This is a genomic window from Polycladomyces zharkentensis (genome assembly GCF_016938855.1).
Taxonomy (GTDB): domain Bacteria; phylum Bacillota; class Bacilli; order Thermoactinomycetales; family JIR-001; genus Polycladomyces; species Polycladomyces zharkentensis.
The window spans coordinates 88,793-112,320 of sequence record NZ_JAFHAP010000008.1 but is presented as its reverse complement, the minus strand read 5'-3'; the positions used below and the strand labels follow the sequence as shown (position 1 = coordinate 112,320).

Here is a 23,528-nt window from a genome sequence, read left to right as displayed (position 1 = left end):
GCTTTCCCTGCCTCAGCTCGGCACTTGACGGGAAATGCTGACCAAGGGATGAACGGTATCCCATTCACGAAACCTCTGGAGCGTGTCTGGTGAATACTGTCTAATGCTTTCCCGGCTCGCTCCACCTGCGCCCTGCAAGGGAAGCAAGTCATGGGCGCTACACCGGAGCACAGGACGCGGGCACAGTACGCTTCGCTGAGAGGAAGTTGCCCGCGACTTCATTCCTGCGCTTTCCGGGTCTTTGCTTGACAGGGCTTGGTCAGTCTCTCACTTGGGAAAAATATTTGCTCCCTTACGGATTTACCAGACGCGCCCTAGATAATCCCCAGTTTTTTGCCCGCTTTTTCAAATGCATGCAACGCTTGTTCCAGCTCTTCTTTGGTATGTTGTGCGGTCACGATCGTCCGAACGCGTGCCTCGCCTTTGGGGACGGTCGGATAAGCAATGCCCTGAGCGTAGACGCCCTCTTCAAATAACGCGTCAGACAACGCCATCGCCTTTGCCCCTTCACCGACGATGACCGGTGTGATCGGAGTCTCGCTCTTGCCGGTGTTGAAGCCAAGCGATTCCAACCCTTGTTTGAAGAAACGGGTGTTATCCCACAGTCGGTCGATCAATTCCGGTTCTTCCAGCAGAACATCCAACGCCGCCTGACAAGCCGCGGTGACGGCCGGCGGATGGGAGGTGCTGAACAGGAACGGGCGCGCCCGGTGAATGAGGTAGTCTCGCAATACTTTCGGACCGGCCACATATCCGCCCAACACCCCGATCGCTTTGGACAGCGTACCCACTTGGATATGAACCCGTCCGTGCAGACCGAAATGGTCCACCGTTCCGCGACCGTTTTTGCCCAACACACCGCTGGCGTGCGCATCGTCCACCATGACCAACGCATCATACTTCTCGGCCAGCTCAACGATGTCCGGGAGCGGTGCGATATCACCATCCATGCTGAAAACCCCGTCGGTGACAATCAGCCGCTTGCGGGCTGACTGCGTTTCCTTCAGCGCCGCTTCCAGATCATCCAAATCGGCGTGACGATAAATCCTTCGCTGTGCCTTGGTCAGACGGATGCCGTCGATGATGCTGGCATGGTTGAGCGCATCACTGATCACCACGTCTTCTTCCGTCAGGATGGACGAAATCACCCCGACGTTGGCCGTAAAGCCGGATTGAAACACCAATGCCGCTTCCGTATGTTTGAATTCGGCCAGCCGCTTCTCAAAGTTTTCGTGCATGGAAAAAGTGCCGGCGATGGTCCGAACCGAACCGGTTCCAGCACCGTAGCGTTCCACCCCTTCCAGTGCCGCCTGTTTCAGACGGGGGTGCGTGGTCAGACCGAGATAGTTGTTGGAAGAGAGCTGAATCACTTCTTTTCCGCGGATGATCACCCTGGAACCCTGATCCGACTCCAGCTCCGTCAGCGGACGAAATACTCCTTCTTTCTTCCATTGGTCGATTTCCTGCTCCAGGTGTTCAAACCCTTTCACGAGGTCCCCTCCTCGATTCATGATATCCACATCTCCAAAACAGAAAAAGCAGACTGTAAACCCTGCTCAGGGCAACAAAATCACTTTGCCGGATTTGCCGCTCATCATCAGTTCAAATGCTTGCTCAAACTCTTCCAGCGGGAACTTGTGGGTAATCAACGGCTCCAGGATCACTTGTTCAGACTCGAGCAATCCTGCCGTCTGCTCCCAAGTCTCAAACATTTTCCGGCCGGTAATGCCATGGATCTGAATCCCCTTGAACACGATGTCGTTGGTGATATCCAACTCCACCGGACGCGTCGGGAGACCCAACATCGAGATTCGCCCACCCATGGTCAACATCTTGAGCCCCTGTTGGATGGCAACGGGATGACCCGACATTTCCAATACGACGTCCACTCCCTGATCCCCTGTCAGCGACAATACTTTTTTGACCGGGTCTTCATTTCGTGCATGTACAATATGGGTCGCTCCCATCTGCACGGCCATATCCAAACGATATTCGTTCACGTCCAGTGCCAGCACTTTGGATGCCCCACTCGCCCGTGCCACCGAAATGGCCATCAACCCGATCGGACCGCAACCGATCACCGCCACCGTCTTGCCGGCAATCGGGCCGGAAAGCACCGTGTGTACGGCGTTGCCCATCGGCTCCATCAACGTGGCCACTTCAAACGGCAGGCTTTTGCTGTTTTTCCACAAGTTTTTCGCCGGCATCACCACGTATTCGGCAAAGCAACCCTGCCGATCCACACCGATAATCTGTGTGTTTTGGCAGACGTGATATTCGCCCCGCCGGCACTGCGGACATTCGTAACACACGATATGGGTTTCCGCCGACACGTGATCCCCCACCTGAAAGGAAGTCACCTGATCCCCGACGGCCATCACTTCTCCCGAAAACTCGTGACCGAAAACATACGGCGGTTTCACCCGGCTTTTGGCCCAATCGTCGTACAAATAGATATGAACATCGGTTCCGCAAAGGCTCGTCGCCTTGACGCGAATCAGCACCTCATCGGGACCATAATCCGGAATCGGCACCTCCCGCAACTCTGCGCCGAATCCGGCATGATGTTTCACCAAGGCGCGCATTGTTCCGCCCACAATGGACACTCCTTCCCCATCATAAAATGACAGCGATACTATGATTTCACGATGATTATACACCATTATCCAAAGTTCGGGAATGGGAAATGTCCATTGTAAACGGACATTACCCCAACCGAATTGAAAAACCGATCCCGGCTACGTACAGTGTACCCGAAAAATGCGGATGCGCTTCACGCTTCACCTCTTCCGGAGCGTATTCCGGAAACAAATGTGTCAAGAGCAACCGTTTGGCGCCGATTCGTTCGGCCGCCACAGCTGCTTGCTCCGCCGAGAGATGACCGCTCGGATGTGGAGGGACATTTCGTTTCAAATAGGTTGCTTCGCATACAAACAGATCAGGGGATTGTGCCATTCGGCCCCAATCTGTTCGCGGACCCGCATCCGCACCATACAGAATCCGGCTTCTCCCGTTGTCGGCCAACACCGCATAACAGGGAATGGGGTGGTCCGTCCGGTGAAACGACAAACGCACGCTTCCCACAGACGTTTCCCGATGTTTCTCGATGGGACGCCAATCAATTGCATCATGATATGTCAGGAGACGGCCCCATTTTTCCGGGACTCCCGGTGCATACACGGTGAGCGGACTCGTGCGGCGCCCCATTTGTCTCGCCAATCGGATCGCGTACTGCAGCACGAAAAAGTCGGCGATGTGGTCATGATGCAAATGGGACAACACGACCGCATCCAGTTCATATGGTCGGCAATACCGATCCAATTGGGACAACACACCGCTTCCGCAATCGATCAATATGCGCCTCTCCCCTGATTCCAGCAAATACCCCGGTGTCGCTCCCCCTGCTCCCGGATAGGGAGATTGGTAACCCAATACCGTCCACCGCACACTTATCACATCCTTTTTAACTGTGGTGAAGTCACTTCCCGGGGAAAAAGCTCCCCGATTCTCGCCACTGTCAGACATGCCCGCGTACAGCTTTTCACCGGCAATTGCACTTTACCCGTTTTTGATGAAAAAAGCCGCTTCCCTTTGGGAAAGCGGCTTGAGTCAGGCCCTTTATGCGAACTCAGCGACCAACTTGTCAAACTGTTCTTGGGTAATTTTCAGGTCTTGCTTGCACAACGCCGTTTCACGGAAGCCCGGAATCAGGTCCTCATACGATTTGCAATCCTTGTTCTGATAAATGATTCCGGTGACCAGTCCGTTGTGCTCCATCAGCTTTTGCATCGCTGCCTGCCGGTCCGACGGATCATATGATTCATCTTTTTCCAAGTTCACCAGATGCTCTTTGAACCAGTCGTAGGTGTTCACCTTGTTGTAGGTGACGCACGGGCTGTAGACGTTGATGAGGGAGAAGCCCTTGTGTTTGATCCCCTCTTCGATGATGTGCGTCAACTGTTTCAGGTCGCTGGACACCGCCTGCGCCACAAAGCCGGCCCCTGCCGTGAGAGCCATTTCCATCGGTGCGAGCGGTGCCTCGATGGAGCCTTTCGGCGTGCTCTTCGTTTTAAAGCCCATCTCGCTTCGCGGAGATGTTTGTCCTTTGGTCAAGCCGTACACTTGGTTATCCATCACAATGTACGTGATGTCAACGTTGCGCCGAATGGCGTGAATGGTATGCCCCATCCCGATCGCGAATCCGTCTCCGTCACCGCCGGCAGCCACCACGGTAAGCTCACGGTTGGCCAGTTTGAGTCCCTGTGCGATCGGCAGGGCACGTCCGTGAATGCCGTGGAAGCCGTATGCGTTGACATATCCCGAAATCCGTCCGGAACAACCGATTCCCGACACGATGGCCACGTCTTCCGGTTCCAGCCCCAAATTGGCAAATGCACGCTGCATGGCGGCCAATACGGAGAAGTCTCCGCAACCCGGGCACCAGTTTGGTTTCACTTTGTTGCGGAAATCTTTAAATGTGGCCATGGACCATCAGCTCCTTGCATTGGTTGTAGATTTCCGAGGGCAGGAACGGGTTGCCATCGTATTTGCCGAGATGAACGATTTTCTCGGCCATGCCGACATACAGTTTCAACAACGCGGACAGTTGTCCGGTCGCGTTGTTTTCCACCACGACGACTTTTTTTGCACGCTCCATGTACGGCCGGACAACGTCGGACGGGAACGGCAACACTTGACGAATGTGAACGTGGTTCACCTTGATGCCGTCCTTTTCCAGCCGCTCCATCGCTTCGTGGATGGTGCCGCGAGTGGAGCACAATCCGACAAGTAACAAATCCGGCTCCTCATGCGGTGCGTCGGCAATGATCGGGTTTTCGAACTCGATGCCGTTCGCCAGCTTTTTGAGCCGTTTTTCCATCATTTTTTTGCGGTTGACCGGGTTTTCCGACGGACGACCCGTTTCGTCGTGTTCCACGCCTGTCACGTGATGCAGACCATGTTTGGTACCCGGCAATACCCGCGGAGACACGCCGCTTTCCGTGAATTGATAGCGTTTGAACAACTGCGAGTCTTCCAATGCCGGCAATTCCGTTTCCGGCGGCAACAGTTGCCCGCGGTCGATTTGAATCCGGTTGTAGTCCAGCGGTTCTACGGTTTGCTTCCCAAGCGACAGAGCCAAGTCAGACAAAATGATGACCGGGCATTGATATTTTTCCGCCAAGTTGAACGCCTGAATCGTATCATAGAAGCATTCTTCCGCCGTGCTCGGCGCAATCACGATTTTCGGAATTTCCCCGTGCGTGCTGTAGAGCATCGCCAGAATATCGCTTTGCTCCTGTTTGGTCGGCAAACCCGTGCTGGGACCCCCGCGCTGCGTGTTGACAATGACAGCAGGGGTTTCGGTCATGCCTGCCAAACCGATCGCTTCCGTCATCAGGGACAAGCCCGGGCCTGCAGAGGCCGTCATCGCACGAACGCCGCCGTAATTGGCACCGATCACCATGGAAATGGCAGCGATTTCATCTTCGGTTTGCACAACCGTCCCGCCGAATTCCGGCAGTTTTTTGATGAGATATTCCATGATTTCTGACGACGGTGTAATCGGGTAAGCTGCCATGATCCGACAACCGGCAGCAATGGCGCCCAACGCGATCGCATCGTTACCGATCATGTACAAACGTTTTTTTCCGTCCGATTTTTCCAGTTGCAGCTCCGGCAGAGGTCCTCCCGTCTGCTCTATGATAAATCGGGCTCCCCGTTCGATCGCGTCCATGTTTTTGTCCACGACCGTCTGGCCTTTCCGGGAAAACCTCTCCTCGATGACACTTTTGAACGCATTCACCGGCAATCCCAGAAGCGCACTGGAAGCGCCTACGGCGACCATGTTTTTCATCTGGGCCAAGCCCACTTCTTCCGCGATTTTGGTAAACGGAACCGTAAACAGCCGCGCAGGTACCCCTTCCGGGATTTGCGGATTGAATTTGGCATCCGCCAAAATCACGCCGCCTTCATGAAGCTCGTACGCGTTCAGATCAATGGTTTCCTGATCAAAAGCGACCAAAATATCCAGCTCGTCGGAAATGGCGCGGATCGGGCGGATACTGATGCGAATCTTGGTATTGGAGTGCCCTCCCTTGATCCGAGAGGAAAAGTGACGATATCCGTACAGGTAATAGCCCATCCGGTTCAACGCGGTGGCAAATATCTCGCCTGTACTGTCAATCCCTTCTCCCTGTTGTCCGCCCACCTTCCACGAAAGCTGCTTGACCATGAACTCATCTCCTTTAGATGCCCTGCGACTATCTGAAAAACAAAAAATGGTGAAAGATACCGTACCTTTGTCCTTTTCTGTACCAGAAAGAACGGTAACGGTTCATCATTAATCAATTCTATTCCCTTGTAAAATAAAAAGCAACTGCTCATCCGACGAATTCCTATCTTATCCGCCGTTTTTCGGGTGGATTTTTCCTCTTGCGCCCCCCGTCAGCTGATTTTCTGGCGATTATTCATAACCACTCAATTTCTCAGGTATGTGCGGTAAAATGCCAACCAATTTTCACCTGTCCACTTTCGGACCCACTCCTCCGGATACCGTTTCATCAGCTTTTCAGCAAGATGCGCAAAATCTCCCGCATGCGCCAAACCGGGAATTTTCTCCTCTGTTCCGTCGAAATCCGATCCGAACGCGATTGACCCCGCTCCGCCCAAATGACAGATATGGTCGATATGCCGGAACAAATGATCCCAACATACCTCCTTCTCCGGCAGATGGACGAATTTGGGTACGAATGTGATGCCAATCAATCCGCCGCGTTCGATCAATGCCCGGATTTGATCGTCACTCAGATTACGCGGATGCGGGCAAACGGCATAGCAGTTGGAATGGGACGCGACAACAGGTACGTCCGTATGTTCCATCACATCCCAAAATCCTCTGACCGACAAATGGGATACATCTACAATCATACCCAATCTGGCCATTTCCTTCATTAGCTGCCGACCGAATCGGGTCAACCCGCCGCCGCGCGGTTCCTCGATTCCATCGGCCACTTCGTTGGCGTGATTCCAGGTCAAACCCACTTGCCGCACACCCAAACGATACAACGTTCGCAGGTAAGCAAGTTCTCCCTGCAGGGCATCCGCTCCTTCCAACAATAAAAAAGCACCCAGCTTCCCTTCCCCAAGTTGATCCAGCTGGGAACTTTCCGTGATGACAAACGTACGAGCACCGTCGCCCACGATGCGCTCATAAAACAGATCCACCTGCTTCAGCGCCACATGCCAAGTATGGTGACGCGGCACCTCCTCCGGCACCCAAATGGCAAACACCTGCATCAACAGGCGAGACCGCTGTGCGGAACAGAATGTGACGTCCAATGAAGAATCGGGGGCATAAAAGGAAAGTTGGCCCCCGGATTTCCACATTTTATATAACACATCGCAATGTCCGTCGATCCAAAACATGGTGATTCCCCTCTTCGAAAGAAAAACCTGTCTATACGAAGATAAACAGGTTTCCTTTCACTTATGTGGATCCCGTGTCAACGGGGTTCTACGATCAACTTAATCGCTGTTCGCTCTTCCCCATCGATGATAATGTCGGTAAATGCGGGAATGCAGATCAGATCGATTCCGCTCGGTGCCACAAACCCTCGTGCGATAGCTACGGCTTTCACAGCTTGGTTGAGTGCACCGGCTCCAATCGCCTGAATTTCGGCCGCCCCACGTTCACGCAGGACTCCCGCGAGTGCACCAGCGACAGAATTCGGACTGGACTTTGCTGAAACTTTTAATACTTCCATGTTCGGTACCTCCTCGATGGTTTGAGTGAGTCCATTGCTATATATATTCGCCAGTTCCGGATAAATTCCTCCTAGCCCAAATAAAGATTCAAAAAATTGAAAACCCAATATCTGGCTGCTTCATCCATCCAGCAACGGTTGGTCGTCATCAATGCGGACACGCCGGATATTGTGCGCTTTTCCATTGGTTCGGTCCAGATCGATGATAACGGCATTCACCTGCATCCGACCCGTTTTTTCCACTTCCAGCCGCACGGGCAATTGCGTGAGGAATTTTTTCAACACCAAATGACGAGACATTCCCAGAACACCGTCATACGCCCCGGTCATGCCCACATCGCTCAGATAGGCAGTTCCTCCCGGCAGAATGCGTTCATCCGCCGTCTGCACATGTGTGTGCGTTCCGATCACCGCCGACACCCGCCCATCCAGATACCATCCCATCGCTTGTTTTTCCGAGGTGGTTTCTGCGTGGAAATCGACAACGATATGGGTTTTCCCGCTCAGTTTGGCGAGCAGTGCGTCGGCGGTACGGAACGGGCACTCCACAGGAGGCATAAAGGTCCGGCCCATCAGGTTGATGACGGTAAGCGATTCTTTGCCGACGGGAATGACGGCATACCCTTGTCCGGGTGTACCTTCCGGATAATTGGCCGGACGAACCAATCTCGGTTCCCCGTCGATAAAATCGAAGATCTCCCTTCGATCCCAGGCATGATTGCCCAACGTGATGCAATCGATACCCTGTTTCAACAGCGACCGGACAATGTCACGGGTAATCCCCCGTCCTCCCGCCGCGTTCTCGCCGTTGGCCACGGTCACGTCCGGTTTGTACGCCCGCCTCAACCGGTCCAGATGGGTTTGAATCGCCGTTCTTCCCAATGAGCCGACAATGTCGCCGATCATCAACACACGCATGTTCCTGCCTCCGTATAGAAAAAAAGAAAGCGGCAAAAAATGCCACTTTTATTTTGCATACTCTACGGCCCGTGTTTCCCGAATCACCGTTACTTTAATATGTCCCGGATAATCCAACCGGTTTTCGATCTCTTTGGTTATTTGACGGGCCAATACAACCGCCTCCGAATCCGATACCTCTTCTGGTCGAACGATGATACGCACTTCTCGTCCGGCTTGAATCGCGTACGATTTCTCCACCCCATCAAACGAATCGCAGATTTCCTCCAGCTTCTCCAACCGTTTGATGTAGGCTTCAAGCGTCTCGCGTCGGGCACCGGGACGTGCTGCAGACAAAGCATCCGCCGCTCCGACCAACACCGCGATCACGCTGGTCGCTTCCACGTCACCGTGATGGGAAGCGATGCCGTTGATCACCGCAGGGTGCTCATTATACTTTTTGGCCAATTCGATCCCGATTTCAACATGAGACCCTTCCACTTCGTGGTCGATCGCCTTCCCGATATCATGCAACAGCCCCGCCCGCTTGGCAAGGACGACGTCTTCTCCCAACTCGGCAGCCAAAAGGCCTGCCAAATGAGCCACTTCCATCGAGTGTTTCAGCACATTTTGGCCATAGCTGGTCCGAAACTTCAACCGACCCAGTATTTTGATCAAATCCGGGTGCAACCCGTGAACGCCCGTTTCAAAAGTCGCTTGCTCACCGTATTCCCGAATGCGCTCATCCACCTCACGCCGGGCTTTTTCCACCATTTCCTCGATCCGGGCCGGATGAATCCGGCCGTCGGCGACCAGTTTCTCCAGTGCCACTCTCGCCACTTCGCGCCGAATCGGATCAAACCCGGACAATATCACCGCTTCAGGGGTGTCGTCAATGATCAGATCAATCCCTGTCAACGTTTCCAAGGTACGGATGTTCCGGCCTTCACGTCCGATGATCCGGCCCTTCATTTCGTCATTGGGCAGTGTGACCACCGAGACGGTCGACTCGGCCACGTGATCAGCGGCACAACGCTGGATCGCCAGCGATATGATGTTGCGCGCCCGCTTTTCCGCCTCTTCTTTCGCCTGTTGTTCCATCTCTTTGATCATTTGGGCGGTTTCGTGACGCATCTCGTTTTCCACGCGCTGGAAGATGATTTGCTTCGCTTCCTCAGTGGTTAAACCGGAAATGCGCTCCAGTTCCTGGAGTTGTTTTTGGTAGAGCGCTTCGGTTTCCCGATGGCGTTTCTCGATTTCCTGTTCTTTCTTACCGATGGCTTCCTCGCGCTTTTCCAGCGCTTCCTGTTTGCGATCGAGCGTCTCTTCCTTCTGCATGAGACGCCGCTCGAAACGTTGCAGTTCATTCCGCTGTTCGCGAATTTCGCGTTCCGCTTCCGTTCGCATCCGGTGGACTTCATCCCGCGCTTCCACCAGTTTTTCGCGTTTAATTGCTTCAGCCTCTTTGCGAGCTGTTTCGAGTATATGATCGGCCTCTTTTTCCGCGCTGCCAATTCGGGCTTCGGCCGTTGATTTGCGTAGCCAGTAACCAATCCCGGTACCGATCAACAACGCAAAAAGGAACAGAAACAACAAGCCTGCCACGTTCAGGTCGAGCATCTTTTCGCAATCCACCTCCTTCTGTTCCCGCCTAAAAAACAAGACCGATGGACTTCGGTCTTCCAGCGACATTCGTTCGGCTCAGCAAGAGGTCAAACGGATTGCGCGGCGTCCGTGACGCCTGTTTCGGTTTCGCCTCAACCGGGCGGATCGGATTCCAGCTAAAAGCCACATTCCATCATTTTCTTTTCATTGCTTGGAAAAGCCGTTACATCTTTGTTGCTGTTTGACCGAGAAAATCCTCTCATTCGGGAGAAAATCGAAGAAAGGATTTAAAAAACAAAGATGCATATCAATTGTATTATTTAGCCTGTACCATTGTCAAGGCGGGAGATGGGAATAACTTCCGTTTTCCCGGATTGGAGGCGAACATGGAAGGCTTGGTCTGCTCCTTCAATCAAATGGGGGTTATGCGTGACCAAAATGATCTGTCGATCAAACATTTCGCCCGCGGACTTCAAAAACTCCACCATCGGCATCACATATTCGGCACTCACATGCTTGCCGGGTTCATCCAGAATCAACGGTCCGTCCAGACGTGGCCGGAACGTTTCAATCATGGCTACGCGCAATGCCAGGGAAGTGATGTCCACCACGCCGCCGCCGCGGGCGTCTTGCGGCTTGGTACGGATGGTACGGCCATCCCATTCGGTGACGACGTAAAATTCGGCAGCCGGTTTTCCTCCGTGTTCGGACAATTCGATTTCAAAGCGAAAAGCAGAACCAAACACATATTGCAATGCATTGGTGACCAGACTCTCCATCTGTTGTTTGGCCTGCTCCCGTGCATATTCGGAAGAGGTTTGCAACAAAACGCGCACCTTGTCGAACAGATCCAGTTGCTTGTTCAACTCTTCCAACCGGGCTTGCGCCTGTTGGCGGAGCCGATCCAGCTCCTCCCGCTTGGCTTCGCGTTTCAACCATTCGGCGCGTGCGGCTGCGATTGCCTCCCGCAAACGCGCCAACTTTTCGGAACGGGTCATGATCCCTGAATCAGCCCCTGGGGCAGTTTCTCCCATGCTTCCTGCAAGTGGCGTTCGATCTCCTCTTCCAAACGGGCAATCTCCTCTTCCAAACGGGAAGGTTCCACTCCCAGCTCCTGCAATTCCTGCAGGATTTCCTCCTCTTGCTTCTCCAGTTGCTCCAAGCGGGCTTCCGCTTTATAGCGAAGATCTTTCGCTTTTTCCAGGGCGGTTTTAATCTCTTTGATTTTCTCTTCCAACTGCTGCATGGGAAACCCCTCCTCGCACTTCGGCCAAAATGTGTTGAAGCACGGAACCGTCGACGGGGGAACCGCAAGTCGGACAGCGGCCAAGCTGTTGAAACAGACGCAACATTTGCGAGGTGTTGGCTTCGATCGCCTCGGCATTGGCCTTCAGGTACTTCCGCCCATCCTCCAGCCGCTTGCGGCAATCGCCGAGCCGTTGTGCGGACTGCGTCAGAACGCTCCACCGCCCATACGCTTCCTCGGCGGCAGTCACGGCCCGCATCGCTTCAGCCAGGGTTCGTGTTCGTTCCAACGTCCGAGCGATGCGCTCGCGTTCCTGGCGAAGACGGTGCAGACGCGGCTTCAGGCGCAACATGCGGTCGTGAATCACCCGTTTGGTATCCAGCCGGGAGACGACTGCCGCCACCAGATCGACACCGTCGGTCAGACGGAGACGCAGTTGATATCGCGCTTGCTCATTTTTACAGGTATGATACAACGCGTGCAACCGTCTCAGCGTTTGCAGACGCGCGCGACGGTGTTCCAAGTTGTCGAGGGCTGTCGCTGCCTCCACCAGCTTCTCGGTCATTGTGAGCGTATGGCGGCATGCTCGCTGCTCCCGTTGCCCCTTTCGATACTCCTCCAGACGGCGGCGCAACAATATCAGACGTTGACCGTCCGCCTGCAGGGAGGAAATCTTCGCCTCCGCCTCCGGCAACTGTCGCAACCGTTGGAGAATGTTTCGCTGGGTCGCGATTTGCTCCCGGCAATCCCGCCATTTTTGCAGCAGAGCCTTGAGACGGGACAGACGCTCCTCCATTTGCACAGCCGCCTGATAAAGCGATTCCGACTCCTCCAATTCCCGTCCCAGTCGGGGAAGGTCTTCGTACGGCTTCAACGCTTCCGTCAGGCGTGTCGCTTCCTGCTCCACGTGTTTCATCTCGGAAGCCAGCGATTGCCGGTCCCGCATCGTATCACGCAAGGCGATGTCCATGATGTGGGCACCGCTGATCCGCCCGATGGATTTGGCGCGTATACTGCCCGTCTCGGCCAACAAAAACGGACTTTCCAATTGACTGCCGAATTGGGCGGACAGTTCCCAGTCCTTGTCCAACCGGACCGGATGCATGTTGTGGGCATCCAGCACTTCCTGCGGCACACCGCTGCCGAATCCTTCAAATACCCGTTCCTGTCCGTCCGGGGTCCGGATGATGTAACGGTTGACGGAAGCTGAACGTTCCCGGACGATTTCCGTTCCGTCGGACATCGTCAGGACGACACGGCATTTGTCCGCTCCGATTCGAATATAATCCGTCCCTCGCGGCTGATTGAACAAGACCCAGCGCAACGCGCGCAAGATGGCACTCTTCCCGCTGTCCGACGGACCGATCAGCACATTGAGTCCATCGGCAAATTGAATTTCCGTCCGCTCGTGCGACTGGAAATTTTCGATGTACAGACGCTTCAGCCGCTTCAACGCTCCCGTCCCCCTTCCGTCCCCAACCGCTCCTGCACGACGGCGATGCGTCGCATCGCCTCGTGTTTGACATCCGGTTCAATTCCTTCCAAACGGGCGATTTCCTCAATGATGTCGATCACGTCGATCCCCTGAAATTCACCGGCGGCACGTACCTGCCGGACAAAGGCTGCCAATTTCTCCTCCCGGTAGGCGGCTTGTTCCAGATAAGAACGGTCCAGCACATCCGTTCCCTTGGCCGCACATTGCAAGGGGATGAGTTCCACCTGTACCGATCCGGCAAACGTGAGCAAAGCGACTTGTGGTTGACGTCGCATCTCTGAAGGATGGTTGTTGATGCGAGCCAAGGCACCGGGATTCACAATCAAGCGTCCCTCACGACGTTGAACGGGAAACCCTGCATGATAGTGCCCGGTGAGCAGGACGTCCACCGATTCAAACCACAGATGATCCAATAACGTATGCGGTACGCCTTCGGGCAGGTGGCGGTCCACCGCCATGCCGTGAACCATATGTACGCAAAAATCGGCACCTGTCACGTTGTTCACCGCATAATCCAATCCAGGGTCCCGCTTGTCCAGCTCGTGGTGAAACGGTTGGCCGCTGAGCTGAACGGTGACGCCGTCTCTTTCCAGCTTGACCGTTTCCCTCGGGCGAAGCAGGCGGATAACGCCGAAAGCATCCAACAGCCCCAGCATCGATCGATCGACCGTATCGGGGTTATGCCCGTAAATGTCGTGATTACCAGCGATTGTATACAGCGGCACCTTCAACCGGCGCAACAAGGAGGCAAATTCACGAACGACCGCCGGGGAAAGATCGGGACGGTCAAAAAAGTCACCGCCGTGCAAGACTGCATCCACTTGGCGGTCATGTGCCAGCCGGATCACTTCTTCCAGCTTGCGACGCATGGCTGCCGGAAAGTCGTCCGTGCGGCTGCGGGGTGATGTACCCCTGATATGCGTGTCGGTCAAATACAACAGCCGCATCCGATCTCATCCCCTCTCACAATGAATCCCGATGACGTTCGCGATAGCTTTGCAGGATGGAGCGGACGAGTGATTGCGGAAAACCCCTGCGCAACAAATAATGGCCCAACCGTCGTTCCACGGTCGGCCACGGATACCGGCGGAGCCGCTCATATCGTTTTTCCGCCAGCGATCTCGCCAGCTCCCGATCCGCTTCTTCGGGAACCTCCGCCAACACCTCGTCGATGATCTCGGCGGCAATCCCCTTTTGCTCCAATTCTTTTCGCAACAGCAAACGGCCGCGACCATTTCCGCGTCGTTGTTCCACCCAGGCGGCGGCAAACCGGCGGTCGTCGACATAACCGTAACGATGGAGCTTGTCCATCACCGCCCGCACATGCGGGGCAGCAAACCCCTTTCCATGGAGATAACGCTCCACTTCCCAAGCTGTTCGCGGTTTGTATTGCAAATACTTGAGTGCGGCCTGCCACACTTTGTTTTGTTCTTCCTCTTCCAAAACCGCATCGATCTCAACCGGGTTCACCCGACGTCCCTTGGTCAACCGCATCTTGACCAAAACGTCCTCATGCACGAAAACCGGCTCGCAACCCTCGATATACACACGGTATCGGGCCGTTGTGCCCGGTTGCCGCTCAATCCGAACAATGGTGCCCGGCTCCTGTTTCATGTCTCTTCCCGCCTTTGCAGAAGGTCAGACCACGACACGGTCAGGCTTCGAGTTCCAGTTGCTCGGCTTGATCTCCGGACTCCTGGGCAGCTTCGGGTTTTTTCGGTTCGGCCAAGCCGAAGTGGGCACGGATGCTGGCTTCGATCCTCGCGCACAACTCCGCGTTTTCTTTGAGGAATTGTTTCGCGTTTTCCCGTCCCTGTCCCAGACGTTCACCCTCAAACGAATACCAAGCGCCGCTCTTGCTGATGATGTCCAACTCGGTGGCGATGTCCAGAATGCTGCCTTCTTTGGAGATCCCTTCGCCGTACATGATGTCCACGTCGGCTTGCTTGAACGGCGGGGCCACCTTGTTTTTCACCACTTTGATCTTGGTTCGGCTGCCCACCATCTCGTTTCCTTGCTTGATCGTCTCCGCACGACGCACTTCCAGGCGGATGCTGGAGTAGAATTTCAATGCCCGACCGCCGGGAGTGGTTTCCGGGTTGCCGAACATGACCCCCACTTTTTCCCGGATTTGGTTGATGAAAATCGCGATCGTCCTCGATTTGCTGATCGCACCGGACAGCTTCCGCAGTGCCTGCGACATCAGACGGGCCTGCAAACCGACGTGGGAGTCCCCCATCTCCCCTTCAATTTCCGCTTTGGGAACCAACGCGGCCACCGAGTCGATGACGATGATATCGATCGCTCCGCTTCTCACCAGTGCCTCGGCGATCTCCAACGCCTGCTCTCCCGTGTCCGGTTGGGACAGCAACAGTTCATCAATGTTGACACCCAGCTTTTGGGCATACACCGGGTCCAACGCATGCTCGGCGTCGATAAATGCGGCTTGGCCCCCGACGCGCTGTACTTCGGCGATTGCATGAAGTGCCACGGTCGTTTTACCCGAAGACTCCGGTCCGTATACTTCAATGATCCGGCCACGGGGATATCCGCCCACACCCAACGCGATATCCAACGCGATCGATCCGCTGGAAATCGTCTCCACCTGGGTCGCGGCCGCTTCCCCCATCCGCATGATCGAGCCTTTTCCAAACTGCTTTTCGATCTGTCTCAGTGCCATTTCCAACGCTTGACGACGGTCGGACATGTATCGTATCACTCCTTGTCTCGTTTCGCCTCGTATCCTCATCATACATCGTTTTGGATTCTTTGCCAAGAGATTTTGCGAACATTTATTCGCCGTTCCAAATCCGGTTTGATGCATACACGGTTGTGGTACAGTAATGAAAAAAGCAACTACGACGATCGGGAGTGATGATCATTGGATAAAGAACGGATGAAAGAGGAGATCATGGAACGACTGGGTGAGGTCGAAGACCCCGAACTGGGCATCGACATCGTCAACCTTGGACTCGTATACGGCGTGGATATCGACGATGACGGCAACGTCAAAATCACGATGACGCTGACCGCCATGGGATGCCCGCTGGCCGGCACGATCAACGACCAGGTGACGGAGGCGGTCAAAAAAGTGGACGGTGTCCGGGACGTGGAGGTCAACATCGTGTGGAATCCGCCATGGACAAAGGACCGGATGTCCCGGTACGCCAAAATCGCACTGGGCATCCAGTAACAAACCCCGTCGCAAGTGACGGGGTTTGTTACAAAGTTCCGCGGGGCTTCGATTTCCCGTCTCCGCTCTGTGGCAACAGCCAGAGTCGCTCGACGGGAAATTCGGACCCGCTCTCCCAAAAGAGGGTGGCCGTTTTCCCACGCGCGTCCTTGGCGCGCAGAAACAGGAGTGAGAGGGAAAACGGCGTACCTGAATCGCCCCGTCCACAGAGACGGGGTTTTGTTTTTCAGGGTTATGAACGGTTACGCGGACGAGCCGGTTCCAAGTTGACCCGTGCGCCGTTGATTTTGGACTGGCGCAACGCCTCAAACACGAACGGCGCCGCTTCCTCCGGCACTTCCACAAAAGAGAAGCGATCGTAGATGTTGATCCGCCCCACGTCCTTACTGGAAATGCCCGCATATTCCGAGATGACTTTGACCAGTTCCTGCGGACGCATGTTGACGTTTTTGCCCACATTGATGAAAAATCGCACCATCCCCGGTGAAGCACCCGTTTCACCGAAGTCGTAGGCTGCATCGGTACCGGTAGCGAACCGATCGGCAAATGCCAGCTGCAAGGCGGCCACGGCGATCGCCTCCGGAGCGTGCCTCGTTGCCAGCTTGCGGTACAGCTCCTCAAACAATGTACGATCTTCACCCGATTCGATCACGGCCTCCACCTCGGCCATCCAGGCACGCTGCTGTTTTTGCGCCACTTCTTCCAAGGTGGGCAGTTCGCGCGATTCCAGCCCCCGACCGATCTCCTCTTCGATGGCGCGCAACTGCTTCATCTCCCGCGGCGTAACGAGCGTCAACGCCATACCGGTCCTGCCCGCGCGGCCCGTCCGGCCGATGCGGTGAACGTAACTTTCCACGTCCTGCGGAATGTCGTAGTTGATCACATGGGACACACTGCCGACATCGATCCCGCGCGCGGCCACATCAGTGGCCACCAGTAATTCAATCTCCCCTTTGCGGAAAGCGCTCATCACCCGGTCACGCTGGGATTGGGCCAGGTCGCCATGAAGGCCGCCGGCCATATAGCCTCTGGCCTGCAGGTTTTCGGCCAGTTCATCGACGTTCTTTTTGGTGCGGCAGAATATGATGGCCAGGTCCACATCCTCACTGTCCAGAATCCGGCACAACGCGTCCAGCTTGGCGCTCTCCAGCACGCGATAGTAGGCTTGCTCAATCGCCGGCACCGTCACTTCGCCCCGATTGACCGTGATATAGCGAGGTTTGCGCATATATTTTTGCGACAAGCTGCGAATACCCGGTGGCATGGTGGCGGAGAAAAGAAGCAACTGCCGGTGCTGCGGCAAATATTCCATCACCGCTTCGATGTCGTCGATAAAGCCCATGTCCAGCATTTCGTCCGCTTCATCCAACACCATGATTTCGACATGTTCCAGGCTCAACGTGCCGCGCCGCAAATGATCCAGCACCCGTCCCGGTGTTCCGATCACAACGTGTACGCCTTGCTGCAGCGCTTTGATCTGCCGTCCGATCGGCTGTCCCCCATAAATGGGCAACGTGCGAACCCGTTTCGGTCGGCCGATTTTCCGCAATTCCTCGGACACTTGTATGGCCAGTTCGCGGGTAGGCGCCAAAATCAGGCTTTGCACCACTCGACGTCGCGAGTCGATCCGCTCCAATACGGGAATCCCGAACGCCGCCGTCTTTCCCGTTCCCGTCTGTGCTTGTCCGATCACGTCTTCTCCCCGTAAAACAGCCGGGATACAAGCGGCCTGAATCGGAGAGGGTTCTTCAAATCCCATATCACGGATCCCCTTGAGAATGGCGGGATCCAAATCAAATCGTTCAAATGACTTCATGTTGTCTGTTCACCTTTCTTTAATTCGTTCCTGAAGAAGAAACAGCATCTGCTTGGCAGCACGAACCCGGATCTCCTCCCGGGTTCCGCGGAACGTAAAACGGTAGGCACGGGTGGGACGTCCTTTCTCAGCAAGACCGACATAGATCAGCCCGACCGGTTTCTCCTCCGCGGGTGACGGGCCGGCGACACCCGTTACACTCAGCCCCCAATCGGCGTCCATTTGCCGTGCAGCCTGTTCCGCCAAGGTGCAAGCCGTTTCCATGCTGATCGCCCCGTGCGCGTCAATGATATGCCGCGGCACCTGCAACATCCGCTCTTTCGCTTCGTTGGTATAGCAGACCACACCGCCTTTGAACACTTCGCTTGCCCCCGGAACCGATGTGATCATCTGTGCCACCAGCCCGCCCGTGCAACTTTCCGCCAATGCCAGCGTCTGACCGCGGTCGCGCAACCGATTTACCGTCACCTGTTCCAACGTTTCGTCCCGCTCACTGTAACAATACGCTCCCACTCTGTCCAATATCGCCTGCCGGACGGGCGCGATCCGTTCTTCCGCTTCCTGTACGCTTGACGCTTTGGCGGTGAGGCGAATGGTGACTTCCCCTCGTTTCGCGTAAGGGGCAATGGTCGGATTGGTCTGCCCGTCGATCAGATCCTTGATCCGCTCCTCCAAGTGAGACTCCCCGATGCCGAAAAACCGGAGCACCTGCGAATGGATCACCTCTTTTTCAGGCAACAGGGAGATCAAAAACGGTTTCACCCGCGTTTCAAACATCGGGATCAACTCATGTGGCGGCCCCGGCAACATCACATAGGTAACCCCTTCATGCGAAACGGCCAGCCCGGGTGCAGTACCGCGATCATTGGGGAAAACCGTGCCTTGCGGAAAAACGAGGGCTTGTTTGTAGTTGCCGGTTGGGACAGGCAACCCTCTTTGGCGAAACAGGTCCTCAATCCAGCGTCTGGTGGGCGGGTGTTCCACCAGCTCAATTCCCAACACTTCCGCCACCGTTTCCTTGGTGAGGTCGTCTTCGGTCGGACCCAATCCGCCCGTCAAGATCACAAGGTCCGAACGCTCACGCGCTGTCCGGATCACCTCTTTCAACCGGTCACGATTGTCTCCCACAGTGATATGGTAATAAACGCCGATCCCCAGCTCCGAACACTCCCGGGACAAATACGAGGCATGTGTATTCAGGGTATGTCCCAACAACAGCTCCGTTCCCACTGCGATGATTTCGGCGCGCAATACTCCTCTTCCTTTCTCTTTTGTCAACGGCTTTTGGAGAAGCGAATCACCTGATAGTTTTTGGAGAAATAATCAATTCCCGACAGCAAGGTGATGATCACCGCCACCCAGGTGATAATCTCGTCAAAAGGGAACGCGATGGTGGAAAACGGGAAATTGTTGACGATCAACACCACGATCGCAACGATCTGCACGATGGTTTTCAATTTCCCCAGCACACTGGCCGCGATGACCTGACCTTCCGCCGCCGCCACCAACCGCAGTCCCGTGACGGCAAACTCCCGGCTGATGATGACAATCGCGATCCATGCCTCCAAACGCTGCATTTCCACCAAGGAAATCAATGCCGCGGAAATCAGCAGTTTGTCCGCCAGCGGATCTAAAAATTTCCCCAAATTGGTCACCAGTTTCTTTTTTCGTGCGATATATCCGTCCAAGCCGTCGGTAATCGCCGCCAAGATGAAAATAACGGCTGCAATGATTTCACTAATCGTGATCTCCCCGCCGCCGAATCGAATCACGCCCAAATTCAGCCGGACCAGCAAAAAAATCATTACAACCGGAACCAGAAATATCCGCGCCAGGGTAATTTTATTTGCCAAATTCACGTCAGTGAACCTCCCCCGCGAGATCTAGATCGCAAAAACGGGTAATCAAGGGAAAAGCTTCCTTTGTATGCAGTATCGCCGATCTCCGGGAAATCCAACGTCACTTTTGTTCGCGCACGGGAACAATTACGGATAAACCGAAGTGGGATCACCGGTTTCCGACGATTCCGCCATGAAGTGAGTTCCTCCATGATGGTGTCAGTTGTAAGAAAAATGTGATCGGTTGCCTTGTTCTCCCCAGCGTCTCGTTCATCCTTTCGTAAGTATAAACGATCAAATTCAAGGCTGTCAAAAAAGAGCAAAAGGGGAAATCCCCTTTTGCTCCAAGACGGGCGCTCAGCGAGCCAGCTGAAATTGATACGTGTGTTCCGTTTTGAAACCTTGCGTGTCAACCGTGTAGCCGTTGACGTCGATCACCACATTTTTGGGGATCCATACTTTAAGGGAAATCCAATGGGGGTGTTTCAGCACCTTGGTTTCCCCTTCCTGCAACACCATCTGGGACATGACCGGTTTGGTCGGGCCTCCGCCTCGTGCACGGAATTTGGTTGCTTTTTTCGCTTTGATGGTGACGATCACTTCAGAGGCTTTTTCAATGCGATACACATCCCCGTAATAGTTGGACTCCGACGGCTTCACCAGCTGTACCACGGCCTGAGAACCGCCGGTGTCAGGCCGCTTGACGCTGTCGATGGAGTTTGTGGGCAATCCCCCGGTTGTGGCATTGCTTCCGTCTTCACTCTGAAGAAACAGGATCGTCAACGGAATCGCCAACAGCAGCACGCCCAGAATCACCCACACATGCCATTTGGTCATCAACGCTTTCGGTTTCCAATCTTTCGGTTTCCACTCAAACCTTTTTCTTTTTGCTTTTGCTTTTTGTTCAGCATACCGCTGGGTACGGCTGAGCCTCACCCGTTCTTCCTGTCGAGACGAATCTTCCACTTCCCCGTCAACTCCCATTGCTTCTTCATACTGGCGCAACAACGCGGTCGGATTGACACCGATACATGCGGCATAAGCCCGAATATACGTTTTGGCGTAAAACATGCTCGGCAGTTTCCCGAAATCGCCGTCTTCGATCGCTTGGAGATACCGAAGCTGAATTTTGGTTTTTTCCTGTATGTCCTCCAGTGTCAATCCCTTCCGCTCACGGGCTTCTTTCCACTCGTTGTGCGGTTTGGACACGCGGTCATTGTCCCTCCTGTCTTCGCCGTCACCCCAAGGGGTCTCTGTCTCCGCCAGTATAACCTACCACCCAAACGCTGTCAAAAAACCGGGTATTGATGATTATGTCAACTTTTTCACAATATGCACGTAGAAACTGGGGTCGACCGGCTTTCCGTTCACCAGCATCCGGATGTTTTGCGGGAACTGCAAGTGCACCCACAATTCCGCATGAGCCCCCTCGTATTCAAACTCTTCACCCGGACGCAAAGTCACATCCTTGATCGGTGTGCCGTTCCGTTGTTCGGCGATGACCACCCGACATACATCGATCGATTGAAACATCACATGAAGCTGTTTTTGGGATCGCAGTTCATACTTGTTCGTGTCTTCGTTCTTGTCCACCAGCGTCAATTGTGCACTCGGGTCCACTTTTCCGGCATTGGACAATGTAACCTGATTTTTGCCCGTTGCTGCTTTACCAGCATCCGCCTCATCATTGTTGAGGAAGGAATATACGCCACCGGCGGTAATGGAAACCAGCAAAACACCCGACAATGCCCATACCCACATCCGCTGTTTGCCGCGCGATGCGCTCTTTTTCCTTTTGCGCGTCACATTGCGTCGTCCACGCCCACGAACGGAAACCGGGGGGTTGGTACGCGACAACGACATCAATTCCGTCGAGCTTTCCCCCGCCGGTGGAGCCCCCTGTTCTTTAGCCCCGGGATCGGACAACAATGCGGGTAAACGTTGTGTGCTATGTACCGACTGCGAATCATTCCGATAAACTTGGCCGTTAGTCGTGCCGGGTCTATGTACGGAAGTTTGTTCCAGTCTCTCTGTTGCGAATTTGCCCGTTGTCTGGGACGGTCCGTGCTCCTCCGGGTTGACCGCGGGCATCGATTGCGTCCATTCCAGCAATTTTTCCTGCGTCATTTCATCGGTACGGAATCTGCGCAAGATGTGTTGGGGTTCCAAACCTACGGCTTCGGCGTATTGCCGCAAATATTTACGTGCGTAGTACGGACTGGGCAATTTGTCGAATTGACCGTTTTCAATCGCGATTAAGTGACCCTTTAAAATTCGGGTCTTTTCCTGAATATCCTCCAAAGTCAAACCGAGCGATTCACGTGCTTCCTTCAATTGGCGGCCGATATCTGCCGACACCTTCCTCCACCTCCAAAACGCACCCGTACTTTTTTGCCGTCATCGGTTGTTGAAGCCAAAAGACTCTCGGAAACACCGAGAGCCCTCATGGAGATTCCTACTTTATCAATTTTATCTCAATCTTTTTCTCATTGGAATAATCGGTATTGACCGGCTGTCCAAAAACCGTGATTTTTACGTTGCGCGGAATGTCCACTGTGATCCACAGATCATTCGAATAAGAGAAAGATTGTTGATCCCCGCTTTTCAATTGCCACTGTTTGATAGGAGTCCCGATTTCCTGATTGCGGATGGTGACTGTCGCATCACCGACGGCAACAATGTTGAGTTGAATCTCCTTTGCATTGACCAACTCGTAATGATCAGGGTCAACCGCACTGGTAACCGTGGGGTTGAGTATCGGTTTCTGCTTCGATGTCGACGTTCCTTCCTCACTGGCGCTTGCGGATGATTTTGGTTTCACCGGCACGGAGTTGTTGTCCATATAGATCGTGATGCCAAGCGCAATCGCGGCGATTACGAACAATACAGCCCCCGCGATCAAAAACCGGGTATACCACTTGCTGAAAGAAGAACGATGAGATGCAGATTGTTTTTTGGATCTACGCGACAATCGGGAACCGGTCGACTCCGCTTCTTCTGGTTGCACTGCGGGCACCGGCTTTGCTTCATTCGCTCCCGTATCCGGCTCTTCGGACCGGATTCCCAACTCGGCCGGATCAGGCCAGTCAGCAGGAACCTCGATTCGCGGTGCGGAAGCTTGTCCATCCGTCCGCTCCACAATAGCGGCTTCCTCTTCCCGCTGCTGACGGGAAAGGGAGGATTCCAGTTCACGGCCTGCCGATCGGGTTCTGATATATGCTCCTGATCGTCTGTGAGAGTCCGGTTGTTCTGCCCGTGACAGGGATCGGTGCTTCCCGGTGTTCCAACTTCTGTCCCGCTGAAGCAACGCTTCTTCTGATGAGGCTGCCGTCTCCGTGCTGCTGGTGCGACGTCGCGAGGAGTAGCGCCCTTCCCTTCTCATACTGCCTGCGCGGGCATCTTGGATACTGGTGCGTACGTTGGCGGAGAGATTCCCTGCAGTTGTTTTGCCGGTCGTGTACAAACGAAGGAGTGCCTGAGGATCCTCCCCAACACATTGGGCATATGAACGCAAATAAGAACGGACGTATGGACTCGGCAATTCCCCCAACTGCCCCGATTCGATCGCCTGTAAATATTGCGGATCGATGCCCGTCATTCTCGCGACATCTTCCAAAGTCAACCCTCTGGATTCCCTAGCTCGCTTGAGCCGGCGACCTGCTTCGGCCGACATCC

22 protein-coding genes are annotated in these 23,528 nt (G+C 54.5%); 1 reads left to right on the top strand and 21 read right to left on the bottom strand.

The annotated features are described in order from the left end of the window. Positions 1–314: 314 nt before the first annotated feature. From JQC72_RS07800 to recA, 15 genes are all read right to left on the bottom strand, one after another. On the bottom strand, positions 315–1,490 hold the full coding sequence (locus JQC72_RS07800; protein ID WP_205494514.1) for a glycine C-acetyltransferase: 1,176 nt from the start codon (positions 1,488–1,490) through the stop codon (positions 315–317). A gap of 66 nt (positions 1,491–1,556) precedes the next feature. Next, a complete protein-coding gene (gene tdh / locus JQC72_RS07795) occupies positions 1,557–2,597 on the bottom strand; it encodes an L-threonine 3-dehydrogenase (protein ID WP_205494510.1) in 1,041 nt (346 codons plus the stop codon). Between the two features lie 109 nt (positions 2,598–2,706). Next, entirely contained in the window at positions 2,707–3,447 is a 741-nt protein-coding gene (locus tag JQC72_RS07790; RefSeq protein WP_205494509.1) for an MBL fold metallo-hydrolase, read from the bottom strand. 171 nt (positions 3,448–3,618) lie between these two features. Beyond that, positions 3,619–4,485 (bottom strand): 2-oxoacid:ferredoxin oxidoreductase subunit beta, encoded by an 867-nt coding sequence (locus tag JQC72_RS07785; RefSeq protein WP_205494508.1) that lies wholly within the window; start codon positions 4,483–4,485, stop codon positions 3,619–3,621. Next, complete coding sequence (locus JQC72_RS07780) at positions 4,472–6,232, bottom strand: 2-oxoacid:acceptor oxidoreductase subunit alpha (RefSeq protein WP_205494506.1); 1,761 nt, start codon at positions 6,230–6,232, stop codon at positions 4,472–4,474. The genes JQC72_RS07785 and JQC72_RS07780 overlap by 14 nt, the downstream gene beginning before the upstream one ends. A 245-nt stretch (positions 6,233–6,477) precedes the next feature. After that, the gene (locus JQC72_RS07775) at positions 6,478–7,425 is read right to left on the bottom strand and encodes a dipeptidase (protein ID WP_205494504.1); all 948 of its coding nucleotides are present in this window, start codon (positions 7,423–7,425) and stop codon (positions 6,478–6,480) included. Between the two features lie 77 nt (positions 7,426–7,502). Beyond that, the gene (gene spoVS / locus JQC72_RS07770; protein ID WP_205494502.1) at positions 7,503–7,763 is read right to left on the bottom strand and encodes a stage V sporulation protein S; all 261 of its coding nucleotides are present in this window, start codon (positions 7,761–7,763) and stop codon (positions 7,503–7,505) included. A gap of 120 nt (positions 7,764–7,883) precedes the next feature. Continuing rightward, the gene (locus JQC72_RS07765) at positions 7,884–8,681 is read right to left on the bottom strand and encodes a TIGR00282 family metallophosphoesterase (RefSeq protein WP_205494500.1); all 798 of its coding nucleotides are present in this window, start codon (positions 8,679–8,681) and stop codon (positions 7,884–7,886) included. Between the two features lie 48 nt (positions 8,682–8,729). Further along, a complete protein-coding gene (rny, locus tag JQC72_RS07760) occupies positions 8,730–10,280 on the bottom strand; it encodes a ribonuclease Y (protein WP_205494498.1) in 1,551 nt (516 codons plus the stop codon). Positions 10,281–10,585: 305 nt separating this feature from the next. Continuing rightward, a complete protein-coding gene (locus JQC72_RS07755) occupies positions 10,586–11,263 on the bottom strand; it encodes an ATP-binding protein (protein WP_205494497.1) in 678 nt (225 codons plus the stop codon). Further along, on the bottom strand, positions 11,260–11,511 hold the full coding sequence (locus tag JQC72_RS07750) for a hypothetical protein (protein ID WP_205494496.1): 252 nt from the start codon (positions 11,509–11,511) through the stop codon (positions 11,260–11,262). Before JQC72_RS07750 ends, JQC72_RS07755 begins: the two co-directional genes overlap by 4 nt. Beyond that, positions 11,477–12,964 (bottom strand): AAA family ATPase, encoded by a 1,488-nt coding sequence (locus tag JQC72_RS07745; protein WP_205494494.1) that lies wholly within the window; start codon positions 12,962–12,964, stop codon positions 11,477–11,479. The genes JQC72_RS07750 and JQC72_RS07745 overlap by 35 nt, the downstream gene beginning before the upstream one ends. Continuing rightward, on the bottom strand, positions 12,961–13,953 hold the full coding sequence (locus JQC72_RS07740; RefSeq protein WP_205494492.1) for a metallophosphoesterase family protein: 993 nt from the start codon (positions 13,951–13,953) through the stop codon (positions 12,961–12,963). The genes JQC72_RS07745 and JQC72_RS07740 overlap by 4 nt, the downstream gene beginning before the upstream one ends. Before the next feature lie 16 nt (positions 13,954–13,969). Then, positions 13,970–14,620, bottom strand: coding sequence for a regulatory protein RecX (locus JQC72_RS07735; protein WP_205494490.1), 651 nt, complete (start codon positions 14,618–14,620; stop codon positions 13,970–13,972). Between the two features lie 40 nt (positions 14,621–14,660). Continuing rightward, entirely contained in the window at positions 14,661–15,713 is a 1,053-nt protein-coding gene (gene recA / locus JQC72_RS07730; protein WP_205494488.1) for a recombinase RecA, read from the bottom strand. 189 nt (positions 15,714–15,902) lie between these two features. Here recA and JQC72_RS07725 point away from each other — a divergent pair, with 189 nt between their 5' ends. Next, on the top strand, positions 15,903–16,199 hold the full coding sequence (locus JQC72_RS07725) for a metal-sulfur cluster assembly factor (protein ID WP_419179855.1): 297 nt from the start codon (positions 15,903–15,905) through the stop codon (positions 16,197–16,199). A 232-nt stretch (positions 16,200–16,431) separates the two neighbouring features. On the opposite strand, the gene JQC72_RS07720 is transcribed toward JQC72_RS07725, so the two are convergent. The 6 genes from JQC72_RS07720 to JQC72_RS07695 all read right to left on the bottom strand — a co-directional run bounded on the left by JQC72_RS07720 (position 16,432) and on the right by JQC72_RS07695 (position 23,526). Beyond that, complete coding sequence (locus JQC72_RS07720; RefSeq protein WP_205494478.1) at positions 16,432–18,015, bottom strand: DEAD/DEAH box helicase; 1,584 nt, start codon at positions 18,013–18,015, stop codon at positions 16,432–16,434. 9 nt (positions 18,016–18,024) lie between these two features. Beyond that, positions 18,025–19,266 (bottom strand): competence/damage-inducible protein A, encoded by a 1,242-nt coding sequence (locus JQC72_RS07715; protein WP_205494476.1) that lies wholly within the window; start codon positions 19,264–19,266, stop codon positions 18,025–18,027. A gap of 23 nt (positions 19,267–19,289) precedes the next feature. Then, positions 19,290–19,874: a CDP-diacylglycerol--glycerol-3-phosphate 3-phosphatidyltransferase gene (gene pgsA, locus JQC72_RS07710; RefSeq protein ID WP_205494475.1), complete on the bottom strand. Its 585-nt coding sequence runs from the start codon at positions 19,872–19,874 to the stop codon at positions 19,290–19,292. A 336-nt stretch (positions 19,875–20,210) separates the two neighbouring features. Next, positions 20,211–21,062: a helix-turn-helix domain-containing protein gene (locus JQC72_RS07705; RefSeq protein WP_205494473.1), complete on the bottom strand. Its 852-nt coding sequence runs from the start codon at positions 21,060–21,062 to the stop codon at positions 20,211–20,213. 102 nt (positions 21,063–21,164) lie between these two features. Further along, the gene (locus tag JQC72_RS07700; protein ID WP_205494471.1) at positions 21,165–22,211 is read right to left on the bottom strand and encodes a helix-turn-helix domain-containing protein; all 1,047 of its coding nucleotides are present in this window, start codon (positions 22,209–22,211) and stop codon (positions 21,165–21,167) included. A gap of 97 nt (positions 22,212–22,308) precedes the next feature. Beyond that, positions 22,309–23,526, bottom strand: coding sequence for a helix-turn-helix domain-containing protein (locus JQC72_RS07695; RefSeq protein WP_205494469.1), 1,218 nt, complete (start codon positions 23,524–23,526; stop codon positions 22,309–22,311). Positions 23,527–23,528: the final 2 nt, after the last annotated feature.